Annotated in this window: 18 protein-coding genes; 12 read left to right on the forward strand and 6 right to left on the reverse strand. The window is 71.1% G+C overall.

Translation table 11 applies throughout. The features are described from left to right. Positions 1-44: 44 nt before the first annotated feature. Positions 45-326 carry an Lrp/AsnC family transcriptional regulator gene (locus ACFWBQ_RS20005; protein ID WP_123470113.1) on the reverse strand — a complete coding sequence of 94 codons (282 nt, stop codon included), beginning with the start codon at positions 324-326 and terminating at the stop codon, positions 45-47. Further along, positions 323-1,075, reverse strand: a complete 753-nt coding sequence (locus ACFWBQ_RS20010; RefSeq protein WP_385490541.1) for a rhomboid family intramembrane serine protease — start codon at positions 1,073-1,075, stop codon at positions 323-325. The genes ACFWBQ_RS20005 and ACFWBQ_RS20010 overlap by 4 nt, the downstream gene beginning before the upstream one ends. Positions 1,076-1,236: 161 nt before the next feature. Here ACFWBQ_RS20010 and ACFWBQ_RS20015 point away from each other — a divergent pair, with 161 nt between their 5' ends. The 5 genes from ACFWBQ_RS20015 (at position 1,237) to ACFWBQ_RS20035 (ending at position 6,723) form a co-directional block, all read left to right on the forward strand. Further along, positions 1,237-1,479: a hypothetical protein gene (locus ACFWBQ_RS20015; RefSeq protein ID WP_329211905.1), complete on the forward strand. Its 243-nt coding sequence runs from the start codon at positions 1,237-1,239 to the stop codon at positions 1,477-1,479. Positions 1,480-1,516: 37 nt separating this feature from the next. Beyond that, positions 1,517-2,878 (forward strand): NYN domain-containing protein, encoded by a 1,362-nt coding sequence (locus ACFWBQ_RS20020; RefSeq protein WP_385490543.1) that lies wholly within the window; start codon positions 1,517-1,519, stop codon positions 2,876-2,878. 291 nt (positions 2,879-3,169) lie between these two features. Continuing rightward, complete coding sequence (locus ACFWBQ_RS20025; protein WP_385490546.1) at positions 3,170-4,195, forward strand: NlpC/P60 family protein; 1,026 nt, start codon at positions 3,170-3,172, stop codon at positions 4,193-4,195. 235 nt (positions 4,196-4,430) lie between these two features. Beyond that, positions 4,431-5,453, forward strand: a complete 1,023-nt coding sequence (locus tag ACFWBQ_RS20030) for an NlpC/P60 family protein (protein WP_385490548.1) — start codon at positions 4,431-4,433, stop codon at positions 5,451-5,453. 16 nt (positions 5,454-5,469) lie between these two features. Then, positions 5,470-6,723, forward strand: a complete 1,254-nt coding sequence (locus ACFWBQ_RS20035; protein WP_385490551.1) for a hypothetical protein — start codon at positions 5,470-5,472, stop codon at positions 6,721-6,723. On the opposite strand, the gene ACFWBQ_RS20040 is transcribed toward ACFWBQ_RS20035, so the two are convergent. Beyond that, positions 6,680-7,906 (reverse strand): glycosyltransferase 87 family protein, encoded by a 1,227-nt coding sequence (locus ACFWBQ_RS20040; protein WP_385490554.1) that lies wholly within the window; start codon positions 7,904-7,906, stop codon positions 6,680-6,682. The two genes, ACFWBQ_RS20035 and ACFWBQ_RS20040, sit on opposite strands and share 44 nt — an antisense overlap. A 77-nt stretch (positions 7,907-7,983) precedes the next feature. On the opposite strand from ACFWBQ_RS20040, the gene ACFWBQ_RS20045 reads away from it, so the two are divergent. After that, a complete protein-coding gene (locus ACFWBQ_RS20045) occupies positions 7,984-9,126 on the forward strand; it encodes a glycosyltransferase family 4 protein (protein ID WP_385490556.1) in 1,143 nt (380 codons plus the stop codon). A 104-nt stretch (positions 9,127-9,230) separates the two neighbouring features. Here the strand turns inward: ACFWBQ_RS20045 and ACFWBQ_RS20050 are convergent, their stop codons facing one another. Further along, positions 9,231-11,027 carry an AMP-dependent synthetase/ligase gene (locus ACFWBQ_RS20050; protein ID WP_385490559.1) on the reverse strand — a complete coding sequence of 599 codons (1,797 nt, stop codon included), beginning with the start codon at positions 11,025-11,027 and terminating at the stop codon, positions 9,231-9,233. A 279-nt stretch (positions 11,028-11,306) separates the two neighbouring features. Between ACFWBQ_RS20050 and ACFWBQ_RS20055 the strand changes: the two genes are divergently transcribed. The 6 genes from ACFWBQ_RS20055 to ACFWBQ_RS20080 all read left to right on the forward strand — a co-directional run bounded on the left by ACFWBQ_RS20055 (position 11,307) and on the right by ACFWBQ_RS20080 (position 16,305). Beyond that, complete coding sequence (locus tag ACFWBQ_RS20055) at positions 11,307-12,116, forward strand: metallophosphoesterase (RefSeq protein WP_385490562.1); 810 nt, start codon at positions 11,307-11,309, stop codon at positions 12,114-12,116. 120 nt (positions 12,117-12,236) lie between these two features. Then, a complete protein-coding gene (locus ACFWBQ_RS20060; protein WP_385490564.1) occupies positions 12,237-12,683 on the forward strand; it encodes an SRPBCC family protein in 447 nt (148 codons plus the stop codon). A gap of 4 nt (positions 12,684-12,687) precedes the next feature. Beyond that, a complete protein-coding gene (locus ACFWBQ_RS20065; protein ID WP_385490567.1) occupies positions 12,688-13,881 on the forward strand; it encodes an ArsA family ATPase in 1,194 nt (397 codons plus the stop codon). Between the two features lie 81 nt (positions 13,882-13,962). Further along, positions 13,963-14,454 (forward strand): DUF5304 domain-containing protein, encoded by a 492-nt coding sequence (locus tag ACFWBQ_RS20070; RefSeq protein ID WP_385490569.1) that lies wholly within the window; start codon positions 13,963-13,965, stop codon positions 14,452-14,454. Between the two features lie 75 nt (positions 14,455-14,529). Then, on the forward strand, positions 14,530-15,471 hold the full coding sequence (locus tag ACFWBQ_RS20075; RefSeq protein ID WP_385490572.1) for an ROK family glucokinase: 942 nt from the start codon (positions 14,530-14,532) through the stop codon (positions 15,469-15,471). Between the two features lie 72 nt (positions 15,472-15,543). Then, positions 15,544-16,305 carry an endonuclease/exonuclease/phosphatase family protein gene (locus ACFWBQ_RS20080; protein ID WP_385490575.1) on the forward strand — a complete coding sequence of 254 codons (762 nt, stop codon included), beginning with the start codon at positions 15,544-15,546 and terminating at the stop codon, positions 16,303-16,305. A 16-nt stretch (positions 16,306-16,321) separates the two neighbouring features. On the opposite strand, the gene ACFWBQ_RS20085 is transcribed toward ACFWBQ_RS20080, so the two are convergent. Both ACFWBQ_RS20085 and ACFWBQ_RS20090 read right to left on the reverse strand, forming a co-directional pair. Then, a complete protein-coding gene (locus ACFWBQ_RS20085) occupies positions 16,322-16,990 on the reverse strand; it encodes a hypothetical protein (RefSeq protein WP_385490577.1) in 669 nt (222 codons plus the stop codon). Further along, a complete protein-coding gene (locus tag ACFWBQ_RS20090; protein WP_385490580.1) occupies positions 16,983-17,762 on the reverse strand; it encodes an alpha/beta hydrolase in 780 nt (259 codons plus the stop codon). Before ACFWBQ_RS20090 ends, ACFWBQ_RS20085 begins: the two co-directional genes overlap by 8 nt. Positions 17,763-17,861 lie beyond the last annotated feature (99 nt).

Below are 17,861 nucleotides of genomic sequence, written 5' to 3' on the forward strand. Positions count from 1 at the left end.
GGACGGGAGGCGTTGCCCCGTCCCCGGCCGAAGCCGTACGCCGTCTACGCGTCGAGACCGATGGCGAAGGCCGCCTCGAGGTCGTGCTGCGAGTACGTACGGAAGGCGACGTGCGTGTCGGTGCCCTCGACGCCGGGGATCTTGCTGATCCGGCCGGGGATGACATCGGCCAGATCGTCGTGCTTGGCCACCCGGACCATGGCGATCAGGTCGTACGTACCGGTGACCGAGAAGACCTCGCTGACGCTGTCCAGCGCGGCGACGGCCTCGGCGATCTCGGGAATCCGGTCCACGCTGGTTTTGATGAGCACGATCGCGGTGATCACGGCTGGCTTTCTCCCTCGGTGGCCGTGGCTGGAGACTTCACTCTAGCCCCACCCCGGTAGCGCCCCCAGGCGTAGAGGAACCCGGCTGCGAAGCCCGCGACATGGGCGAGGTAGGCCACACCGGGGCCGCTGCCCGCGCCCTGCGCCGCCAGCCACTGCAGCGCGAACCAGAAGACGAGCACGATCCAGGCGGGGAAGCGCAGCGGCAGGAAGAAGAGGAACGGGAAGAGGCTGGTGACCCGTGCCCGGGGAAAGAGATAGAGGAACGCGCCGAGCACCGCCGAGATCGCCCCCGACGCACCCACCAGGGTCTGATCGGAACCGGAGTGCGCGACCGCGTAGACCACCAGGGCCAGATAGCCGCAGCAGAGGTAGAAGAAGGTGAACTCGGCTCGGCCCATGCGCTCCTCGGCCATCGCCCCGAACACGTACAGGAACAGCATGTTGCCCAGCAGGTGCAGCCAGCTCCCGTGCACGAAGAGGGCGGTCAGCGGGGTGAGCGCCGCGTGTGCGGAGCCGTCCAGGAGTTCACTGGGGATCACGCCCCACCGCTCGAAGTACCCGGCCTGCGCGGCGAGCAGGGCGTCCGCCGTGCCGTAGACCGGGTTGAACCCGGAGAGCGGGCTGATCAGGAACACGGCGGAGCAGAGCGCGATGAGGCCGTAGGTGACCGGTGCGCCGCCCGCCGAGGCCGCCGCCCCGAATTCTCTGGCCCGCTCCCGCCAGCCGGCACCCCGCCCAATGATCACGTACAGAGCATGCCGCACCGGGGGAGAACGTGACAGATCGCCTCGCCGTGTCGATGGGTATACGCAAGGCCGTAGGGTTACCACAGGACATCCGCAGTTCGACGGCGCACCGCGAGATCGAAGACCTGGGCAGCACGAGCTCGACGAAAGAGGACGCAACGATGACGACGGTTCCCACGCCGACCGACGGGACCCGCTGGCGCTGCACGCTCTGCGGCAATCTCACCCGCTTCGATGTGACGCGCTCCTCCAAGGTCGTGGAGTACGTACACCTCGACCTGGCCGGGGAGTCGAGTGTCGAGGAGCGGGAGGTGGTCAGTGAGACCATCGAGTCCGTGCGCTGTCGTTGGTGCAACGCGGTGGATCAGATCGAGCTGGTCGACAGGCCGGGTGCCGACTCCTGACGGGGCCGTGCGGACAGACATATTGGGGTGATGGATGGTGGAGCAGCCGACAGGCGGCGCCGGACCGGCCGATGCGGCCGACGGCACCGCGGAGTCGCTCGACCGTCCGCTGCCCGAAGGCGTGCGCCGCAAGGTCGTGGCGCTCGTCTCGGATGCCTTCGGCGGTCTGACCGTCGGCGAACTTCCCCCCCAGCTCAGGCAGTACGCCCGCTTCACCCCGAGCAGGCGCGCCAAATTCGCGGGTAACGCGATGGCGGCCGCCCTCGAGAGCGATCCGGTCTTCCGCCGGCGCATCGGTGAGCGGATCGGCCAGAGTCAGCCGGAGCTGGCCGGCGCGCTGGAGTCCGGCGCGCCGCCCGCAGCGGCCGATCCTGTCGATGTGGCCGCCGCGGCGTACGTGCTGCGGCCGGCGGGCTGGGTCAAGCTGGTGGCCGCGGCGGGCGAAGAGGTCCAGCGCGCCGACGCCGAGCGTGTGGACGAGGAGACCCGGCGCGAGCTGGAGAGGCTGCGCGAGGAGCTCGCCCATGCCCGCAGCCAGACCAGGAGCGAGACCGAGCGGCTGCGTACGGAGCTGGACGCGGCCCGCAAGGAAGCGGAATCGCTGCAGCGCAAACTGCGCAGTGCCCTCAGCGAGGTGAAGCGCGGCGAGGCCGCCCTGCGCAGGGGTAGCACCGAGACGGACACCGTGCGCGCCGAGGCCGCCGCCCAGGTGTCCGCGGCCGAGAGCGAGTCCCGGCGGCTGAAGGCGCGGCTGGCCGAGGCGGAGACCTCCGTCGAGGCGAGCCGCAGGGCGGCCAGGGAAGGGCGTTCCGTCGAGGACATGCGGTTGCGGCTGCTCCTGGACACCGTGCTCGACGCGGCTCAGGGGCTCCGTCGTGAACTGGCCCTGCCGCCCTCGTCGATCCGTCCGGCGGACAGCGTCGAGGCGGTGGAGCCGGGCAGGATGTCGCCGAAGGACATTGCGACCAGGGCCCTTTCGGAGACGGATCCGGCTCTGCTCGACCAGCTGCTCGCGCTGCCGCAGGCGCATCTGATCGTGGACGGCTACAACGTCACGAAGACCGGTTATCCGCAGATGCCGCTGGAGAAGCAGCGGTTGCGGCTCCTGGGCGGCCTCTCGGTCCTCGCCGCGCAGACCGGCGCCGAGATGACCTGTGTCTTCGACGGGGCCGAACTGGCGGCACCTGTCCTGCTCGCGCCGCCGCGTGGAGTGCGTGTGCTGTTCAGCAAGGCGGGAGTGACGGCCGATGAGCTGATCAGGCAGCTGGCCCGCGCCGAACCGCCGGGCAGACCCGTCGTGGTGGTGTCCACCGACCGCGAAGTGGCCGACGGAGTGGCGAAGGCGGGAGCCAGACCTGTTGCGTCCGTCTTGCTCCTGAAGCGCCTTTCGCGCGTCTAGTGCGTCATGTGTGGAATGTGAGTCTTGCCGGAATTTTGGGAACGTACCGTCAAGTCGCCACTACACGCGGTGTGATGAAAGTAAAGAAGTGCCTGGTGTGACGAGATTTTTCTTGTGAGGATTTGAACTGATCACAGGATGGTCACTAAGGTCAGGCCTCGAACCTTCGCACGGTTGATCACCCACCAGGGGTGGCAGCGAAGGAACCGCCGAGTCCGTGACGTGCACGGAGCCGGGGATCCCGTCCCCCACAGCCCGGTAGGCGGCTCGAGGAAGAAGGAGCTCGCCTTCGTGGCGTCCCACCGTCGTCCCAAGCAGCCGAGCCGCACCCGCGTGACCGTGCTCACCGCGACCGCCGCTGCGGCCGTGGCTCTGACTTCCCAGGCTGCGCACGCCGATCCCAAGCCGACCAAGACCGAGGTCAAGGCGAAGGTCGACAAGCTCTACCACGAGGCCGAGGCCGCCACCGAGAAGTACAACGGCGCCAAGGAGCAGCAGGACAAGCTCAAGAAGCAGGTCGACGCGCTCCAGGACAAGGTCGCCCGCGGCCAGGACGATCTCAACGCCATGCGCGGCGAGCTCGGTTCGCTCGCGACCGCGCAGTACCGCTCCGGTGGAATAGACCCGTCGGTCCAGCTCTTCCTCGCCTCGGATCCGGACACCTTCCTCGACCAGGCCTCCGCGCTCGACCAGCTGACGGCCAAGCAGACCGAGTCGCTGCAGAAGATCCAGTCCAAGCAGCGCACCCTCGCGCAGCAGCGCAAGGAAGCACAGGCGAAGCTCGGCGACCTCGCCGACGTCCGCAAGACCCTGGGTGAGAACAAGAAGAAGTACCAGGGCAAGCTCGCCGACGCCCGGGAGCTCCTCAACACCCTCACCGCCGCCGAGCGGGCCAAGATGGCCGCCGACGACCAGCGCGCCAGCCGCGCCGCCGGTGAACGGGTCTCTCTCGGCAACGAGGTCCCCGCATCGGCACTCGGCGGAGCGGCGCTCCAGGCCGCCTCCACGCAGCAGGGCAAGCCGTACGTCTCCGGCGGCACCGGCCCCAACTCGTTCGACTGCTCGGGTCTGACCCAGTGGGCCTACGCGCAGGCCGGCGTCCAGATCACCCGCACCACGTACACCCAGATCAACGACGGTGTCCGGATCGGCCGCAGCGCCCTGAAGCCGGGCGACCTGGTCTTCTTCAACAACACCTCGCACGTGGGCCTGTACGCGGGCAACAATCAGATCCTGCACGCCCCGAAGCCGGGCGCCGTGGTCCGTTACGAGTCGATGGACTACATGGGCACCTTCCAGTTCGGCGTGCGGATCTGACGCCCGAACGGGCGAATCGCCACACCCTTCGCTGAGCACCGCCCCGCCGGAGACCGACAGGTCACCGGCGGGGCGGCGCTGTTTCTCCCCCTCCTGGGCCCCGAGTCGGCTTTGGTCGCTCCGTAGTCGTCCGGTTACTGTCTGCGCTGCCGTGCAGCTCCCGGTCGTCGGTCCGCCCTCCAGGGCGGCAGGGGCTGCGCACATCTGCGTACAGCGGAAGGGAGTGCGGCTTCCTGTGGTGTCGCATCGCCGTCCCACCCGGCCTGGCCCCAACAGTGGCATCCGGGCCACCGTCCTGTCGGCCGCCGCGGCCGCCGCGGCGGCCACCCTCGGCGCCGCCCCGGCGGGCGCCGAACCACAGGACACGCGGGAGACCACGAAGGCCAGGGTCGACCAGCTGTACGGGGAGGCGGAGCGCGCCACCGAGCACTTCAACAGGGCCCGGGAGAACGTCGGCCTGCTGCGCGGCGAGGTGGACAGGGCCCAGGACGCGGCGGCCCGCGCCCAGGAGGGCATCAACCGGATGCGGACCGCCCTCGGCTCCATGGCGGGCGCGGAGTACCGCTCGGGCGGCATCGACCCCTCGCTCGCGCTGCTGCTCTCCTCGGACCCGGACACCTTCCTGGACCGGGCCGCCACGCTGGACCGGCTGGGCGAGCGCAGGGCCGTGCTGCTGCGCAAGCTCCAGCATGCCCAGCGCAGGATCGCCCAGACCCGTGCCGAGGCCACCGGCGCCCTCGCCGGGCTGGAGCGCAACCGGGAGGCCGTCACCCGGCACAGGCGCACCGTCGAGGGCAAGCTGGCCCGGGCACGGCAGCTGCTGCACTCGCTGCCCGCCCAGGACCGCGAGACCCCCGGCCGCGCTTCGCGGTCCGCAGGGCAGGAGGCCCTCCTCCCTCCCGGTGCTGCCTCCCCGCGCGCGCTTGCGGCTCTCATGGCGGCCCGGCAGGCACTCGGCAGCCCGTACGTGTGGGGCGCCGACGGCCCGTCCTCGTTCGACTGCTCCGGGCTGATGCAGTGGGCGTACGCCCAGGCCGGGGTCAGCCTGCCGCGGACCTCGCAGGCCCAGCGGTACGCGGGCCGCACGGTGCCGCTCGAAGCGGCCAGGCCCGGCGACCTGGTCGCCTACCGTGCCGACGCGAGCCACATCGGGATGTACGCCGGGAACGGCCAGGTCATCCACGCCCCGTATCCGGGCGCTCCGGTGCGCTACGACCCGGTCGGCATGATGCCCGTCTCCTCGGTGACCCGCGTCTGACCGTACGATCGGCAGAATGGCTGTTCGGACGCAGAACGCGCGGCGGGGGCGTACCCGCACACGGAGCACGGCGGGTGCCGTGCTCGCCGGGCTGCTGTTCGCGTCCGCCTGTGCCGCGCCGCAGGACTCCGCGGACGGCATCACCGCCCGGGAGGTCGGCGCCACCCTGGACCGCAGGGCCGCCGCGGTCATGGGGCACGACACCGGCGCGTACCTGGCCTCGCTCGACCCGGAGGCCACGTCGTTCCGGGCGGCCCAGCGCGCCGAGCTGGAGAATCTGGCCGACGTACCCCTGGAGTCCTGGGCGTACAAGGTGAAGAACGTGACCGGGAAGGGTTCCGGCCGGGTCGCCGCCGAAGTCGAGCTGCGCTACCGGATCAAGGGCTTCGACAACGCCCCGATGTCCTCGGCCCGCACGGTGGAGCTGGTACGCCGCGGCGACGACGGGCCCTGGTACATCGCCGCCGACCGGGCCGGCAAGGACGCTCCGGGGCTGCTGTGGCAGCAGGGCGACGTCCAGGTCGTACGCGGCACGCACAGCCTCGTGCTCGGGGTCGGCCGCCGGGCGCAGGAGCTGCGCCGGATCGCGGACACCGCGGACCGGGCCGTGCCGGCCGTCTCGGGCGTCTGGCCGGAGCCCTGGGCCGAGCGGGTCGTCGTGCTCGTACCGGACTCCGTGGAGGACATGGCGGGCCTCCTCGGCTCACCCGTGGCGAGCTACCGGGGCATAGCGGCCGTCACCACCGGTGAGGTCGGCGGCACGGGCCGGGCGCCCGCGGACCGGGTGATCGTCAATCCGCAGGCGTACGGAATGCTCGGCGAGTTCGGTCAGCGGGTGGTTCTCACCCACGAGACCACTCATGTGGCGACCAGGGCCCACACCTCCGCGGCCACACCGGTATGGCTCTCCGAGGGCTTCGCCGACTGGACCGCCTACCGGCAGGAGAGCCGTACCGCCGAGGAGACGGCACCCGAGCTGGCCGGCGCGGTCCGCCGAGGTGAGCTGCCCGGCCTGCTGCCGGTGGACGAGGACTTCGGCTTCGGCGGGGACGCGGCGACACTCGCGAAGGCGTACGAGGGCGGCTGGCTGGCCTGCGCGCTGATCGCGCAGGACTGGGGCGAGGAGAAGCTGATCGCCTTCTACAAGGCGGTCGGGAGCCGTTCCGGGCGGGACGGGGCGGTGGAGCAGGCCATGCAGACGGTGCTCGGGACCACCCCTGAGGATTTCACGGCGCGCTGGCGGGAGTATCTGCGCGCCCGGCTCGGCTGAGCCGTCCCCCGCGCCCGGGCCGCACCCCCGGTACGGTCTCCTGCCACAGCCGCCGCCCGGCGCTCAGCGTCGCCACGGCCAGCAATGCGTTGCGTACGACGAGGAGCGCCACGCCCTCCGCGTCACTGGCCACCACATGGGCGAACCCCAGCGGGAACTCCAGCAGGGTGACGCCGGTGGCCGCCAGGACCATGCAGGCGGGCGGTGCCATCCGGCTGCCGCGGAACACCAGGCACACCGCGGCCAGACCGACCAGCCACACCATGTACTGCGGGCTGATGACACGGCTGGTCGTGGTGAACAGCAGCACCGCGGTGAACGCCGCGTCCGCCGGGGTGTGCACCGCGAACGTGCGCGCCCGCAGCCGCCACACCAGCAGCCAGCCGAAGGCGAGCACGCTCAGCCCCAGTGCCAGCGTGCTCACCAGCTCGACGTGCGCACCGGTGAACTCCAGCGAGCCGTAGCGCAGTTCCACCCGGCCCTCCCAGCCGAACTGCCGCGCCAGGTGGAAGACCAGCGCCCCCGGCGACTCGACCTCCAGGCCCCGGTCCCGCTGGAAGGCCAGGAACGCGAACGCGCCGGGCAGAGCCACCGCGGCCACCAGGAGGAGCCCGCCGGCCGTCACCGCCGCGGCCGACCAGGAGAGCCGCGTCGCCCGCCCCCGGGCGGTACCCGCCAGCAGCAGGACCGGCCACACCTTCATCAGCGCACCGAACGCGGCCAGCGCTCCCAGGACCCGCGGGTGGCGCACCCCGGCGAGCAGTGCCGCCACCGCGACGGCCGTCACCATCAGGTCGTACCGGGCGTACGCCGTCGGCCCGAGGAGTGGCACACCCACCACCCACACCCAGGCGCCCGCCGCGCACGTGCCCGGCCGGCCGGACGCGTACAGCAGAAGCAGAAACACCAGGGCATCGCACGCCAGTACGAGGACGAAGAAGGCGGACGGGTACTCCAGGAAGGGCAGCAGAGCCGGAGACAGCACGGCCAGCGCGGCGGCCGGCGGGTACTGCCAGGTGACGTCGTCCAGCGGGAACGAACCGGCGCGGAGCACCTCGTACCAGCCGTGGTAGATCACCGAGACATCGCTCGTGACGTCCGGGCCGGGCACCGTGAACACCTTGAAGACACAGAGCAGCAGCGCCGCTCGGGTGAGGACCCAGGTGGCGAGGAGCAGACGCATGACCGTCATGATGCCGTTGCCTGCTGTGCGGGAGCCGTCAAGCAGGGCCGTACGGCGGCCCGGTACTGTCGGCGGCGATGGACAAGACCTTGATCGTGACGAACGACTTCCCGCCCCGCCCCGGTGGTATCCAGGCCTTTCTGCACAACATGGCGCTGCGCCTGGACCCCGGACAGCTCGTCGTCTACGCCTCCACCTGGAAGCGCAGCGCCGAGGGCCAGGAGGCCACCGCCGCCTTCGACGCCGAACAGCCCTTCACCGTCGTACGCGACCGTACGACGATGCTGCTGCCCACCCCGGGAGTCACCCGGCAGGCGGTCCGGCTGCTGCGCGAACACGACTGCTCCTCCGTCTGGTTCGGCGCGGCGGCACCCCTCGGCCTGATGGCACCCGCGCTCCGCAGGGCCGGAGCACGCCGCATCGTGGCAACGACCCATGGGCACGAGGCGGGCTGGGCCCAGCTGCCCGGGTCCCGGCAGCTGCTGCGCCGTATCGGCGAGGACACGGACACGATCACCTACCTCGGCGAGTACACCCGCTCCAGGATCGCCGCGGCCCTCACCCCCGCGGCGGCGGGCCGCATGGTCCAGCTGCCGCCCGGTGTCGACGAGTCGACCTTCCACCCGTCCTCGGGCGGGGACCGCGTCAGGGCCCGGCTGGGGCTCACGGACCGGCCGGTCGTCGTCTGCGTGTCGCGGCTCGTCCCGCGCAAGGGCCAGGACACCCTCATCCTCGCCATGCCCGCGATCCTGGCGCGGGAGCCGGACGCCGTCCTGCTGATCGTCGGCGGCGGCCCGTACGCGGGGCAGCTGAAGAAGCTGGCCGCCGAGACGGGCGTCCAGGACTCCGTGCGCTTCACCGGACCGGTGCCGTGGGACGAACTGCCCGCGCACTACGGCGCAGGGGACGTCTTCGCCATGCCCTGCCGTACCCGGCGCGGCGGGCTCGACGTCGAAGGCCTCGGCATCGTGTACCTGGAGGCGTCCGCGACCGGACTGCCGGTGGTGGCGGGCGACTCGGGCGGTGCTCCCGACGCCGTGCTCGACGGCGAGACCGGGTGGGTGGCGCGGGGCGGCTCGGCCGAGGACGCCGCCGACCGGATCGTCACCCTGCTCGCAGATCCCGCGCTGCGCCGGCGGATGGGGGAGCGGGGCAGGGCCTGGGTCGAGGAGAAGTGGCGCTGGGATCTGCTCGCCGAGAAGCTGAAGACGCTGCTCTGAGCGCGTACGACGAGGGGCCCGCACCGTCTTGGTGCGGGCCCCTCGTCATGCGTTCAGCCTCGTCCGGTGTTCAGCCTCGCCATGGGTTCGGCCTCGTCCGGTGTTCAGCCGCGGTAGATCGACTCGACCTCGTCCGCGAAGTCCTTCGCCACGACGTTGCGCTTCAGCTTCAGCGACGGTGTGATGTGGCCCGCCTCCTCCGTGAACTGCTGGGCCAGGATGCGGAATTTGCGCACCGACTCCGCCTTGGACACCGCCGCGTTGCCGTCGTCGACCGCTCGCTGCACCTCGGCCAGGAGATCGGCGTCGTCGCGCAGCGACACCGCCGTCGCACCGGCCGGTTTGCCGTTCTCCTCGGCCCAGCGGGAGAGGAACTCCTCGTCGAGGGTGACCAGGGCGCCGATGAACGGCCGTCCGTCGCCGACCACCATGCACTCGGCCACCAGGGCGTGCGCACGGATCCGGTCCTCGATCACGGCCGGGGCGACGTTCTTGCCGCCCGCCGTGACGATGATCTCCTTCTTGCGGCCGGTGATCGCGAGGTAGCCGTCCTCGTCGAGCGTCCCGATGTCGCCCGTGTGGAACCAGCCGTCGGCCAGCGCCTCGGCCGTCGCCGCCTCGTTCTTCCAGTACCCCGTGAACAGGTGTTCGCCGTGCAGGAGTACCTCGCCGTCGTCGGCGATGCGCACGACCGAGCCGGGCAGCGGCTGGCCGACCGTACCGATCTTCTGCCGGTCCCACGGATTGAAGGCCGTGGCCGCGCAGGTCTCGGTGAGGCCGTAGCCCTCGAGCACCGTGAAACCGATGCCGCGGAAGAAGTGGCCGAGCCGCTCGCCGAGCGGCGCGCCGCCGGAGATCGCGTACTCGCCACGACCGCCGAGCACGGCCCGCAGCTTGCTGAACACCAGCTTGTCGAAGACCTTGTGCTTGACCTTCAGGCCCACCGACGGGCCCTGCGGCGTGCCCAGCGCGCGGCTGTACGCGATGGCCGTGTCGGCCGCCCGGTCGAAGATCTTTCCCTTGCCGTCGGCCTGCGCCTTGGCACGCGCCGAGTTGTAGACCTTCTCGAAGACCCGGGGCACTCCGAGGATCAGCGTCGGGCGGAACGCGGCCAGTTCGTCGGTGAGGTTCTTGATGTCCGGCACACAGCCGAGCTTGATCGGGGCCATCACCGAGGCGACCTCGACCAGCCGGCCGAAGACATGAGCGGCGGGCAGGAAGAGCAGGACGGAGCACTCACCCGTACGGAAGAGGGGCTTCAGCCGCTCCACCACGTTGCCGCACTCCGCGAAGAAGCTGCGGTGGGTCAGCACACAGCCCTTGGGGCGTCCGGTGGTGCCCGAGGTGTAGACGATGGTGGCCGGGTCGTCGGCCTTGGCGCTCACCATGCGCAGATCAAGGGTCTCGTCGGAGATCCCGACGCCCGAGGCGGTCAGCTCGCCGACCGCGCCCCGGTCGATCTGCCACACATGCTGCAGGCCGGGGAGTCCGTCGCGCACCGAGGCGACGGACTCGGCATGGGCGTCGCTCTCCACGAGGACCGCGACCGCACCGGAGTCGCCGAGTATCCACTGGACCTGCTCGGCCGAGCTGGTCTCGTAGACGGGCACGGTGACCGCGCCCGCGCTCCAGATGGCGAAGTCCAGCAGCACCCACTCGAAGCGGGTGCGGGACATGAGGGCGACCCGGTCGCCGGGCTGGATGCCCGCCGCGATCAGGCCTTTGGCGGTGCCCCTGACCTCAGCCAGGAACTGGGTGGCCGTGACGTCCGTCCAGACGCCGGCCACCTTGCGGCTCATCACCGCGACATCGGGATGCTGAGCGGCATTGCGGCGGATGAGATCCGTCAGGTTGCCGTCCGTAGGGACCTCGTACAGGGCCGGAAGGCTGAACTCGCGCAAGACTGCTGCTCCTCATCGGGCTCCGGTTCCACGGCTCTGTGTGACGCACCGGATCGGTCCAAGACTGGCAGATGCTCAGTGGGGTGAGCACGACTGGACTGGCGGGACGTTACCCATCAGTACTCGGTTCCGGATAGGGGTTTCCGGCCAGATGTCTTATGCATCACACATATAAGTGGTCCTTGGGTGCACAGTAGTCCACCCCCGTTGCGACCCGGAAGTAACCGCAGGTCCGGTGGGCTCTACCCAGCGCGGGTGCGGAGACCTAGGGTGATCTCCATGCGAGCCAGCGGACCGGACGGTCGAGACGCAACCGCGACCCGCGGGACCCGTGTGCACGTGGTCAGTGACGTGCACGGCAACACGGAGGCGCTGGCACGCGCCGGGGACGGCGCGGACGCCCTGATCTGTCTCGGTGACCTGGTTCTCTTCCTCGACTACGCGGACCACTCGCGCGGCATCTTTCCGGACCTGTTCGGCGTGGACAACGCGGACCGCATCGTCGAACTGCGCACCGCGCGCCGCTTCGACGAGGCGCGCGACTTCGGCCGCGCCCTGTGGGCGGGCAGGGACCGCAACGCCGCGATCCTGGGAGCCGTGCGCAAGCAGTACGCCGAGATGTTCGCCGTCCTGCCGACCCCGACGTACGCCACCTACGGAAACGTCGACGTGCCCCAGCTCTGGCCCGAGTACGCAGGCCCCGGCACCACGGTGCTGGACGGCGAGCGCGTCGAGATCGGCGGCCGGGTCTTCGGGTTCGTCGGCGGCGGCCTCAGGACCCCGATGAACACCCCGTACGAGATCAGCGACGAGGAGTACGCCGCCAAGGTCGAGGCGCTCGGGCCGGTGGACGTCCTGTGCTCGCACATCCCGCCCGAGGTGCCCGAGCTGACGTACGACACGGTGGCCCGCCGCTTCGAGCGCGGCAGCCGCGCGCTCCTGGACGCCATTCACCGCACCCGCCCGCGGTACGCGATTTTCGGTCACGTTCACCAGCCGTTGGTACGCCGGATGCGGATCGGCGTCACCGAGTGCGTCAACGTCGGCCACTTCGCGTCGACCGGGCGGCCATGGGTCCTGGAGTGGTGATCGGTACGGGTCCGGGCCGACGGCCGGGGCGTGGACGGGGCGGCGCCGGGTACGCGATAGCCTGCACACGGCAGGCCTCTGCCGAACGCGACCGGTACACCGCACTGGAGGGCCACGGCGATGGCTGAACACACCAGCTCGAGCATCACGATCGAGGCGGCACCGGCCGACGTCATGGGAGTGATCGCCGACTTCGCCCGCTATCCGGAATGGACCGGCGAGGTGAAGGAGGCCGAGATCCTGGCCACCGACGACCTGGGCCGCGCCGAACAGGTCCGGCTGGTGCTGGACGCCGGAGCGATCAAGGACGACCACGTCCTCGCCTACACCTGGAACGGCGCGAACGAGGTCAGCTGGACCCTCGTCAAGTCCCAGATGCTGCGCGCCCTCGACGGCAGTTACGCACTGGCGCCCGTCGGCGGCGACCGCACCGAGGTCACCTACCGGCTCGCCGTCGACGTCAAGATCCCGCTCCTGGGCATGATCAAGCGCAAGGCCGAGAAGGTCATCATCGACCGTGCCCTGGCCGGACTGAAGAAGCGCGTCGAATCCGTCCAGAAGGCCTGATCACGTGCGTACGGTCCTCGTCACCGGCCCCGGCGGCGCAGGCCGTACCACCGTCGCCGCGGCGACCGCACTGGCCGCGGCCCGCAGCGGCCGGCGCGCGCTCCTGATCTCCGCCGACGCCGTACCCGGCTTCCCTGCCGGCACCGGACCCACCGAGGTCGCCGACGGGCTGCACCACGCCCGTATCGACTCCCGCGAGCACTTCCGCAGTGAACTCGTCGCCCTCCAGGACCGGGCGTCCGGAGCGCTCGACCTGCTCGGAGCGGGGCGGCTGGACGGCGAGGAGGTCACCGAACTGCCCGGCAGTGCGCAGTTCGCCCTCCTGCACACACTGCACCGGGCCGCCGAGGGCGACTGGTCGAAGGACGGCTACGACGTCCTCGTCGTCGACCTCCCGCCGCTGGCCGAAACCCTCGCCCTGCTCGCACTGCCCGGGCAGCTGCGCCGCTACCTGCGCCGACTTCTGCCCCAGGAACGCCAGGCCGCCCGCGCCCTGCGCCCGATGCTCGCCCAGCTGGCCGGTGTCCCCATGCCCGCGCAGTGGCTGTACGAGGCCGCCGCCCGCAAGGACGCCGAGCTCGCCGCGGTCGAGGCCCTGATCGAGGACAGCGCGACGACCGTGCGGCTGGTCGCCGAACCGGGTCCTGCCGCCGAGGACACCCTGAGCGCCGCCCGTACCGGCCTGGCCCTGCACGGACTGCGCGTCGACACCCTCGTGGCCAACCGCATCCTGCCGCGGCACTCGGCCGACCCCTGGTTCGCCGCTCTCGCCGCCCAGCAGGAGAAGAGCCTGGACCTCTGGCACCAGGCGTGGGCACCCGGGACACCGCTGACCGAAGTGGCCCATCTCGGACGTGACCCGCAGGGCCTCGACGACCTCGCCCTCCTGGGTGCTGCCTTCGCTCCCGACGACCGGACACCGGGCCGTGCCGAAGACCCCTGGTGGACCGAGGACACCCGCGGCGAGGGAGGCGACGGCGTCCTCGTCTGGTGCCTGCCCCTTCCCGGAGCCGTCAAGGAGGAGCTGCGGCTCGTCCGGCGCGGCGACGAACTGCTCCTCACTGTGGGCGCGTTCCACCGGATCGTGCGCCTGGAGTCCGCGCTGCGCCGCTGCACCGTCTCCGGGGCCGCGCTGACCGACGGGATCCTGCGTGTCCGGTTCACGCCGGACCCCGCGCTCTGGCCGCGGACACGATGAACGGCGTACCACCGTTCGGGTAACGTCGGTAGTACGTGGCCCGCGCGGCCACCACAGGCAACCGCGTCGCAGGAGTCCGCCATGAGTGAAGCCACCGATCGTCCCGTCGACGACGATGCGTGGGCCGAGGCCTGCGCCGAGGATCTCGACGCGGAGAAGGCACGTCGGCGGGCCCAGTACGGGCCGCAGCCCGGATCCGCCGCGGAAGAGCTGCGCAAGCTGATCGACGCGGTGGCCGACAAGGTCACCTCGCTCCAGTCGCCGCTGCTCGGCATGGCAGCCCAGGGCACGGTCCAGCAGGTGATCCGGCAGGCCAAGTCCGTGGTCGAGCCCGTCATCGAGCGCAATCCGGACCTCTTCGACCATCTCGCCGCCGCCGGCAACGAACTTCTGGCCGCCTACCGCTCCGCGGTCGAGGGCCAGGAAGGCCGCTGGACCCGCGGCACCGAAGGTGCCGGAGGCTCGACGGGGGGTACCACGAGTACCTCGGGCCCGGCGAAAAAGGCCGCCGAGGACCCCTCGGACCCGCGTGACGAGGGCCCCGGCGGCAGCGAACACATCGACCTGGACTGACCCTGGGCAGGAAATACCCGTCCCCGGCTCGGGTACGGTTGGCCGTAGCGGGGCTCGACCGAAACTGAGGGATTCATGGGACTCACCATCGGCGTCGATATCGGCGGCACGAAGATCGCGGCTGGAGTGGTCGACGAAGAGGGCCGGATCCTCTCGATGTTCAAGGTACCGACCCCGCCGACGGCCGAAGGCATCGTCGACGCGATCTGCTCGGCCGTGGCCGGAGCGAGCGAGGGACACGAGGTCGAGGCCGTCGGCATCGGCGCAGCCGGATATGTCGACGACAAGCGCGCCACCGTGCTGTTCGCTCCGAACATCAACTGGCGGCACGAGCCGCTCAAGGACAAGGTCGAGCAGCGCGTCGGCCTGCCGGTGGTCGTCGAGAACGACGCCAATGCGGCGGCCTGGGGCGAATACCGCTTCGGTGCCGGCCAGGGGCACGACGACGTCATCTGCATCACGCTCGGCACCGGCCTCGGCGGCGGCATCATCATCGGCAACAAGCTGCGCCGGGGACGCTTCGGCGTAGCCGCGGAATTCGGTCATATCCGGGTTGTCCCGGACGGCCTGCTCTGCGGCTGCGGGAGCCAGGGCTGCTGGGAGCAGTACGCATCCGGGCGCGCACTCGTCCGGTACGCGAAGCAGCGCGCCAACGCCACCCCGGAGAACGCCGTGATACTGCTGGCGCTCGGCGACGGCACGGTGGACGGCATCGAGGGCAAGCACATCAGCGAGGCCGCCCGTCAGGGCTGCCCGGTGGCCGTCGACTCGTTCCGTGAGCTGGCCCGCTGGGCCGGCGCCGGACTCGCCGACCTCGCCTCGCTCTTCGACCCGTCGGCGTTCATCGTCGGCGGCGGCGTCTCGGACGAGGGCGAGCTGGTCCTCGACCCGATCCGCAAGTCGTTCCGGCGCTGGCTGATCGGTGGCGAGTGGCGGCCGCACGCGCAGGTGCTCGCGGCCCAACTGGGCGGCAAGGCAGGCCTGGTGGGCGCGGCGGACCTGGCACGCCAGGGCTGAGTCGTAGGCAGTACGACGGACGCCCGTCGCGCCCCGAGGGGAGCGGCGGGCGTCCGTCGTATCGTGCACCGCATGGTCACGACGCCGATGCTGCTGCCCGACTCCCGCACCGACCAGGACGGTTCGGCCGTCATCAGAGTGCTCAGCTACAACGTCCGCTCGCTGCGCGACGACACCGAGGCGCTGGCCCGTGTCATCCGCGCCTGCGCGCCCGATCTGGTGTGCGTCCAGGAGGCCCCGCGCTTCTTCCGCTGGCGCAAGGCGGCGGCCCGGCTCGCCGCCATGACCGACCTGGTGATCCTCAGCGGCGGTGCCACCGCGGCGGGACCGCTGCTGCTGTGCTCCCTGCGCGCAACGGTGGAACGCACCGAGGACGTCCTGCTGCCGCTCACCCCCGGACTGCACCGCCGGGGCCTGGCCACGGCCGTGGTACGGATCGCAGGGGCCCGGCTCGGGGTCGTGAGCTGCCACCTCAGTCTGCAGCGCGAGGAGCGCCACGCGCAGGCGGAACTCCTGCTGGCACAGCTCGATGCGATGGACGTCCCGCACGCCGTTGCGGCGGGTGACCTCAACGACGTACCGGAAGGGCGGGCGTTCCGGCGGCTGGCCGGACGGCTCCAGGACTGCCGGTCCGTGCGTCCGTGGGGTGGCGAGTACACCTTCCCGCCCCACGCACCGGGCAAGCGCATCGACGCGGTCCTCGCCACCGACGGTATCGAGGTGCTCGGATGCGGCGTCCCGGCCGGCCTGCCCGGCGTCACCGAGGCGGACCTGCGGGCGGCCACGGACCATCTGCCCGTACTGGCCGCCCTCAGAGTGCCCGCGGGGGGCTGAGAGCCTGTCGCCGGGGTCAGACGACCGCGCCGCGCCCCGGGTCGTGGTCCTCGTCGTCGTCGTGGGGCATGCGGGCCACCAGGGTGGCGAAGCCGCCCAGGAAACCTCCGATGCAGAGCGTGGTGAGCCACCACGTCATGTCCCACTGCAGCAGCACGGCGACCAGCATCAGTACCGGACCGCCGACGACCGCGAGCCAGGCGAACTTCGCCGTCACGTCGGCCTCCGGCAGCGGCGGTGGCTCCGGCGGGACGAAATGCCCCTCCTCGCTGTCGTCCGGATCGTCGATATCGCCGTCCGGGGGCTCCACCACGTCGTAGTCGCGCGGACCGGCGACCCCGGGAGCGAAGACGACCGAACTGCCGAGCGATTTCGTCTCCGGCGGTTTGCCGGGTGCCTCCTTGTCCGCACCCTTGTCCGCGTCGTCCCCCGCGCCCGTGTCCGTACCGGGCAGGGTGTTGAGCTGGTCGTCCTCCAGCAGGGCGAGGTTCTCGATCGACTTGAACGGCTTGGCGCCCGGCGGATCCGGCGGCTCCTCGCCGTATCCGGCGACGATCGCCTCCCAGGCCGCGGCCTCGTCCAGCGGCCGGGCCTCCTCCGTGCCGTCGGGGACGGCTGTCCCCTCCGTGGGGCGCGGTTCGCGCTCCTCGTCACTGCCTGCTCGCTCCGCGTCGTGCTCAGCCACCGGACGTGCTCCCCTTCCTACCGACGCTGGGTGCGAGGCGGCCGATGAACCGGTAGCTCTCATCGAAGATCCGCTCCGCATCGTGGTCCAACGTCGCCACGTGGTAGCTCTGTTCCAGCAGGATCTCCTCGACGTCCCTCGACGACACGCGGCTGAGGATCCGGGCCGAGTCGGCGGGCGGCACGACATGGTCCTGCGGGCTGTGCAGGAGAACGATCGGCTGCGTGACCTGAGGCAGTTCGGCGTCGACGAGCCGGAAGAACTTCCGGACCGAGTGCGCGGCGTGCAGCGGCACCCGTCCGTAACCGACCTCTTCGGCGCCCTCCAGTGCGATATCGCTGGTCAGCCCCTTGGTCGTCCGCACCAGGTGCCGGGCGACAGGCAGGGCGTACGCGGACAGACCGTGCACCTTGTTCGCCGGGTTCACCAGGACCAGGCCCCGGATCGCGTCCCCGTGCTTCGCCGCGAGGCGCAGCGACAGCGCGCCGCCCATGGAGAGCCCGAAGACGAAGACCTGCTCGCACCGGGCCAGCAGAACGCGCAGCTCCCGGTCCACCTCCGCGTACCAGTCCTGCCAGCCCGTGACCGCCATGTCCTCCCAGCGCGTGCCGTGTCCGGGCAGCAGGGGGAGGGACACGGTCAGGCCGCGCTCCGCCAGATAGTCGGCCCAGGGGCGCAGCGACTGCGGCGAACCGGTGAATCCGTGACAGAGAAGGACGCCGACCTCTCCGCCCTCGTGGCGGAACGGCTCGGCTCCAGGAAGGACCGGCACCGGGGTCTCCTGTTCATGAGCGGGACGGGGGGCGTGCGAGGGGAGTGCAAAAGGATTACTTCACCGTACGCGACCGGACCGACACCGACCAGGGCCGTC

The sequence above is a fragment of the Streptomyces sp. NPDC060035 genome, from assembly GCF_042736635.1.
Taxonomy (GTDB): domain Bacteria; phylum Actinomycetota; class Actinomycetes; order Streptomycetales; family Streptomycetaceae; genus Streptomyces.

Coding starts and splice junctions, on each gene's coding strand:
- ACFWBQ_RS20015 (WP_329211905.1), top strand. CDS start 1,237: ATGACGACGGTTCCCACGCCGACCGACGGGACCCGCTGGCGCTGCACG.
- ACFWBQ_RS20035 (WP_385490551.1), top strand. CDS start 5,470: ATGGCTGTTCGGACGCAGAACGCGCGGCGGGGGCGTACCCGCACACGG.
- ACFWBQ_RS20040 (WP_385490554.1), bottom strand. CDS start 7,906: ATGCGTCTGCTCCTCGCCACCTGGGTCCTCACCCGAGCGGCGCTGCTG.
- ACFWBQ_RS20045 (WP_385490556.1), top strand. CDS start 7,984: ATGGACAAGACCTTGATCGTGACGAACGACTTCCCGCCCCGCCCCGGT.
- ACFWBQ_RS20055 (WP_385490562.1), top strand. CDS start 11,307: ATGCGAGCCAGCGGACCGGACGGTCGAGACGCAACCGCGACCCGCGGG.
- ACFWBQ_RS20060 (WP_385490564.1), top strand. CDS start 12,237: ATGGCTGAACACACCAGCTCGAGCATCACGATCGAGGCGGCACCGGCC.
- ACFWBQ_RS20070 (WP_385490569.1), top strand. CDS start 13,963: ATGAGTGAAGCCACCGATCGTCCCGTCGACGACGATGCGTGGGCCGAG.
- ACFWBQ_RS20075 (WP_385490572.1), top strand. CDS start 14,530: ATGGGACTCACCATCGGCGTCGATATCGGCGGCACGAAGATCGCGGCT.
- ACFWBQ_RS20080 (WP_385490575.1), top strand. CDS start 15,544: ATGGTCACGACGCCGATGCTGCTGCCCGACTCCCGCACCGACCAGGAC.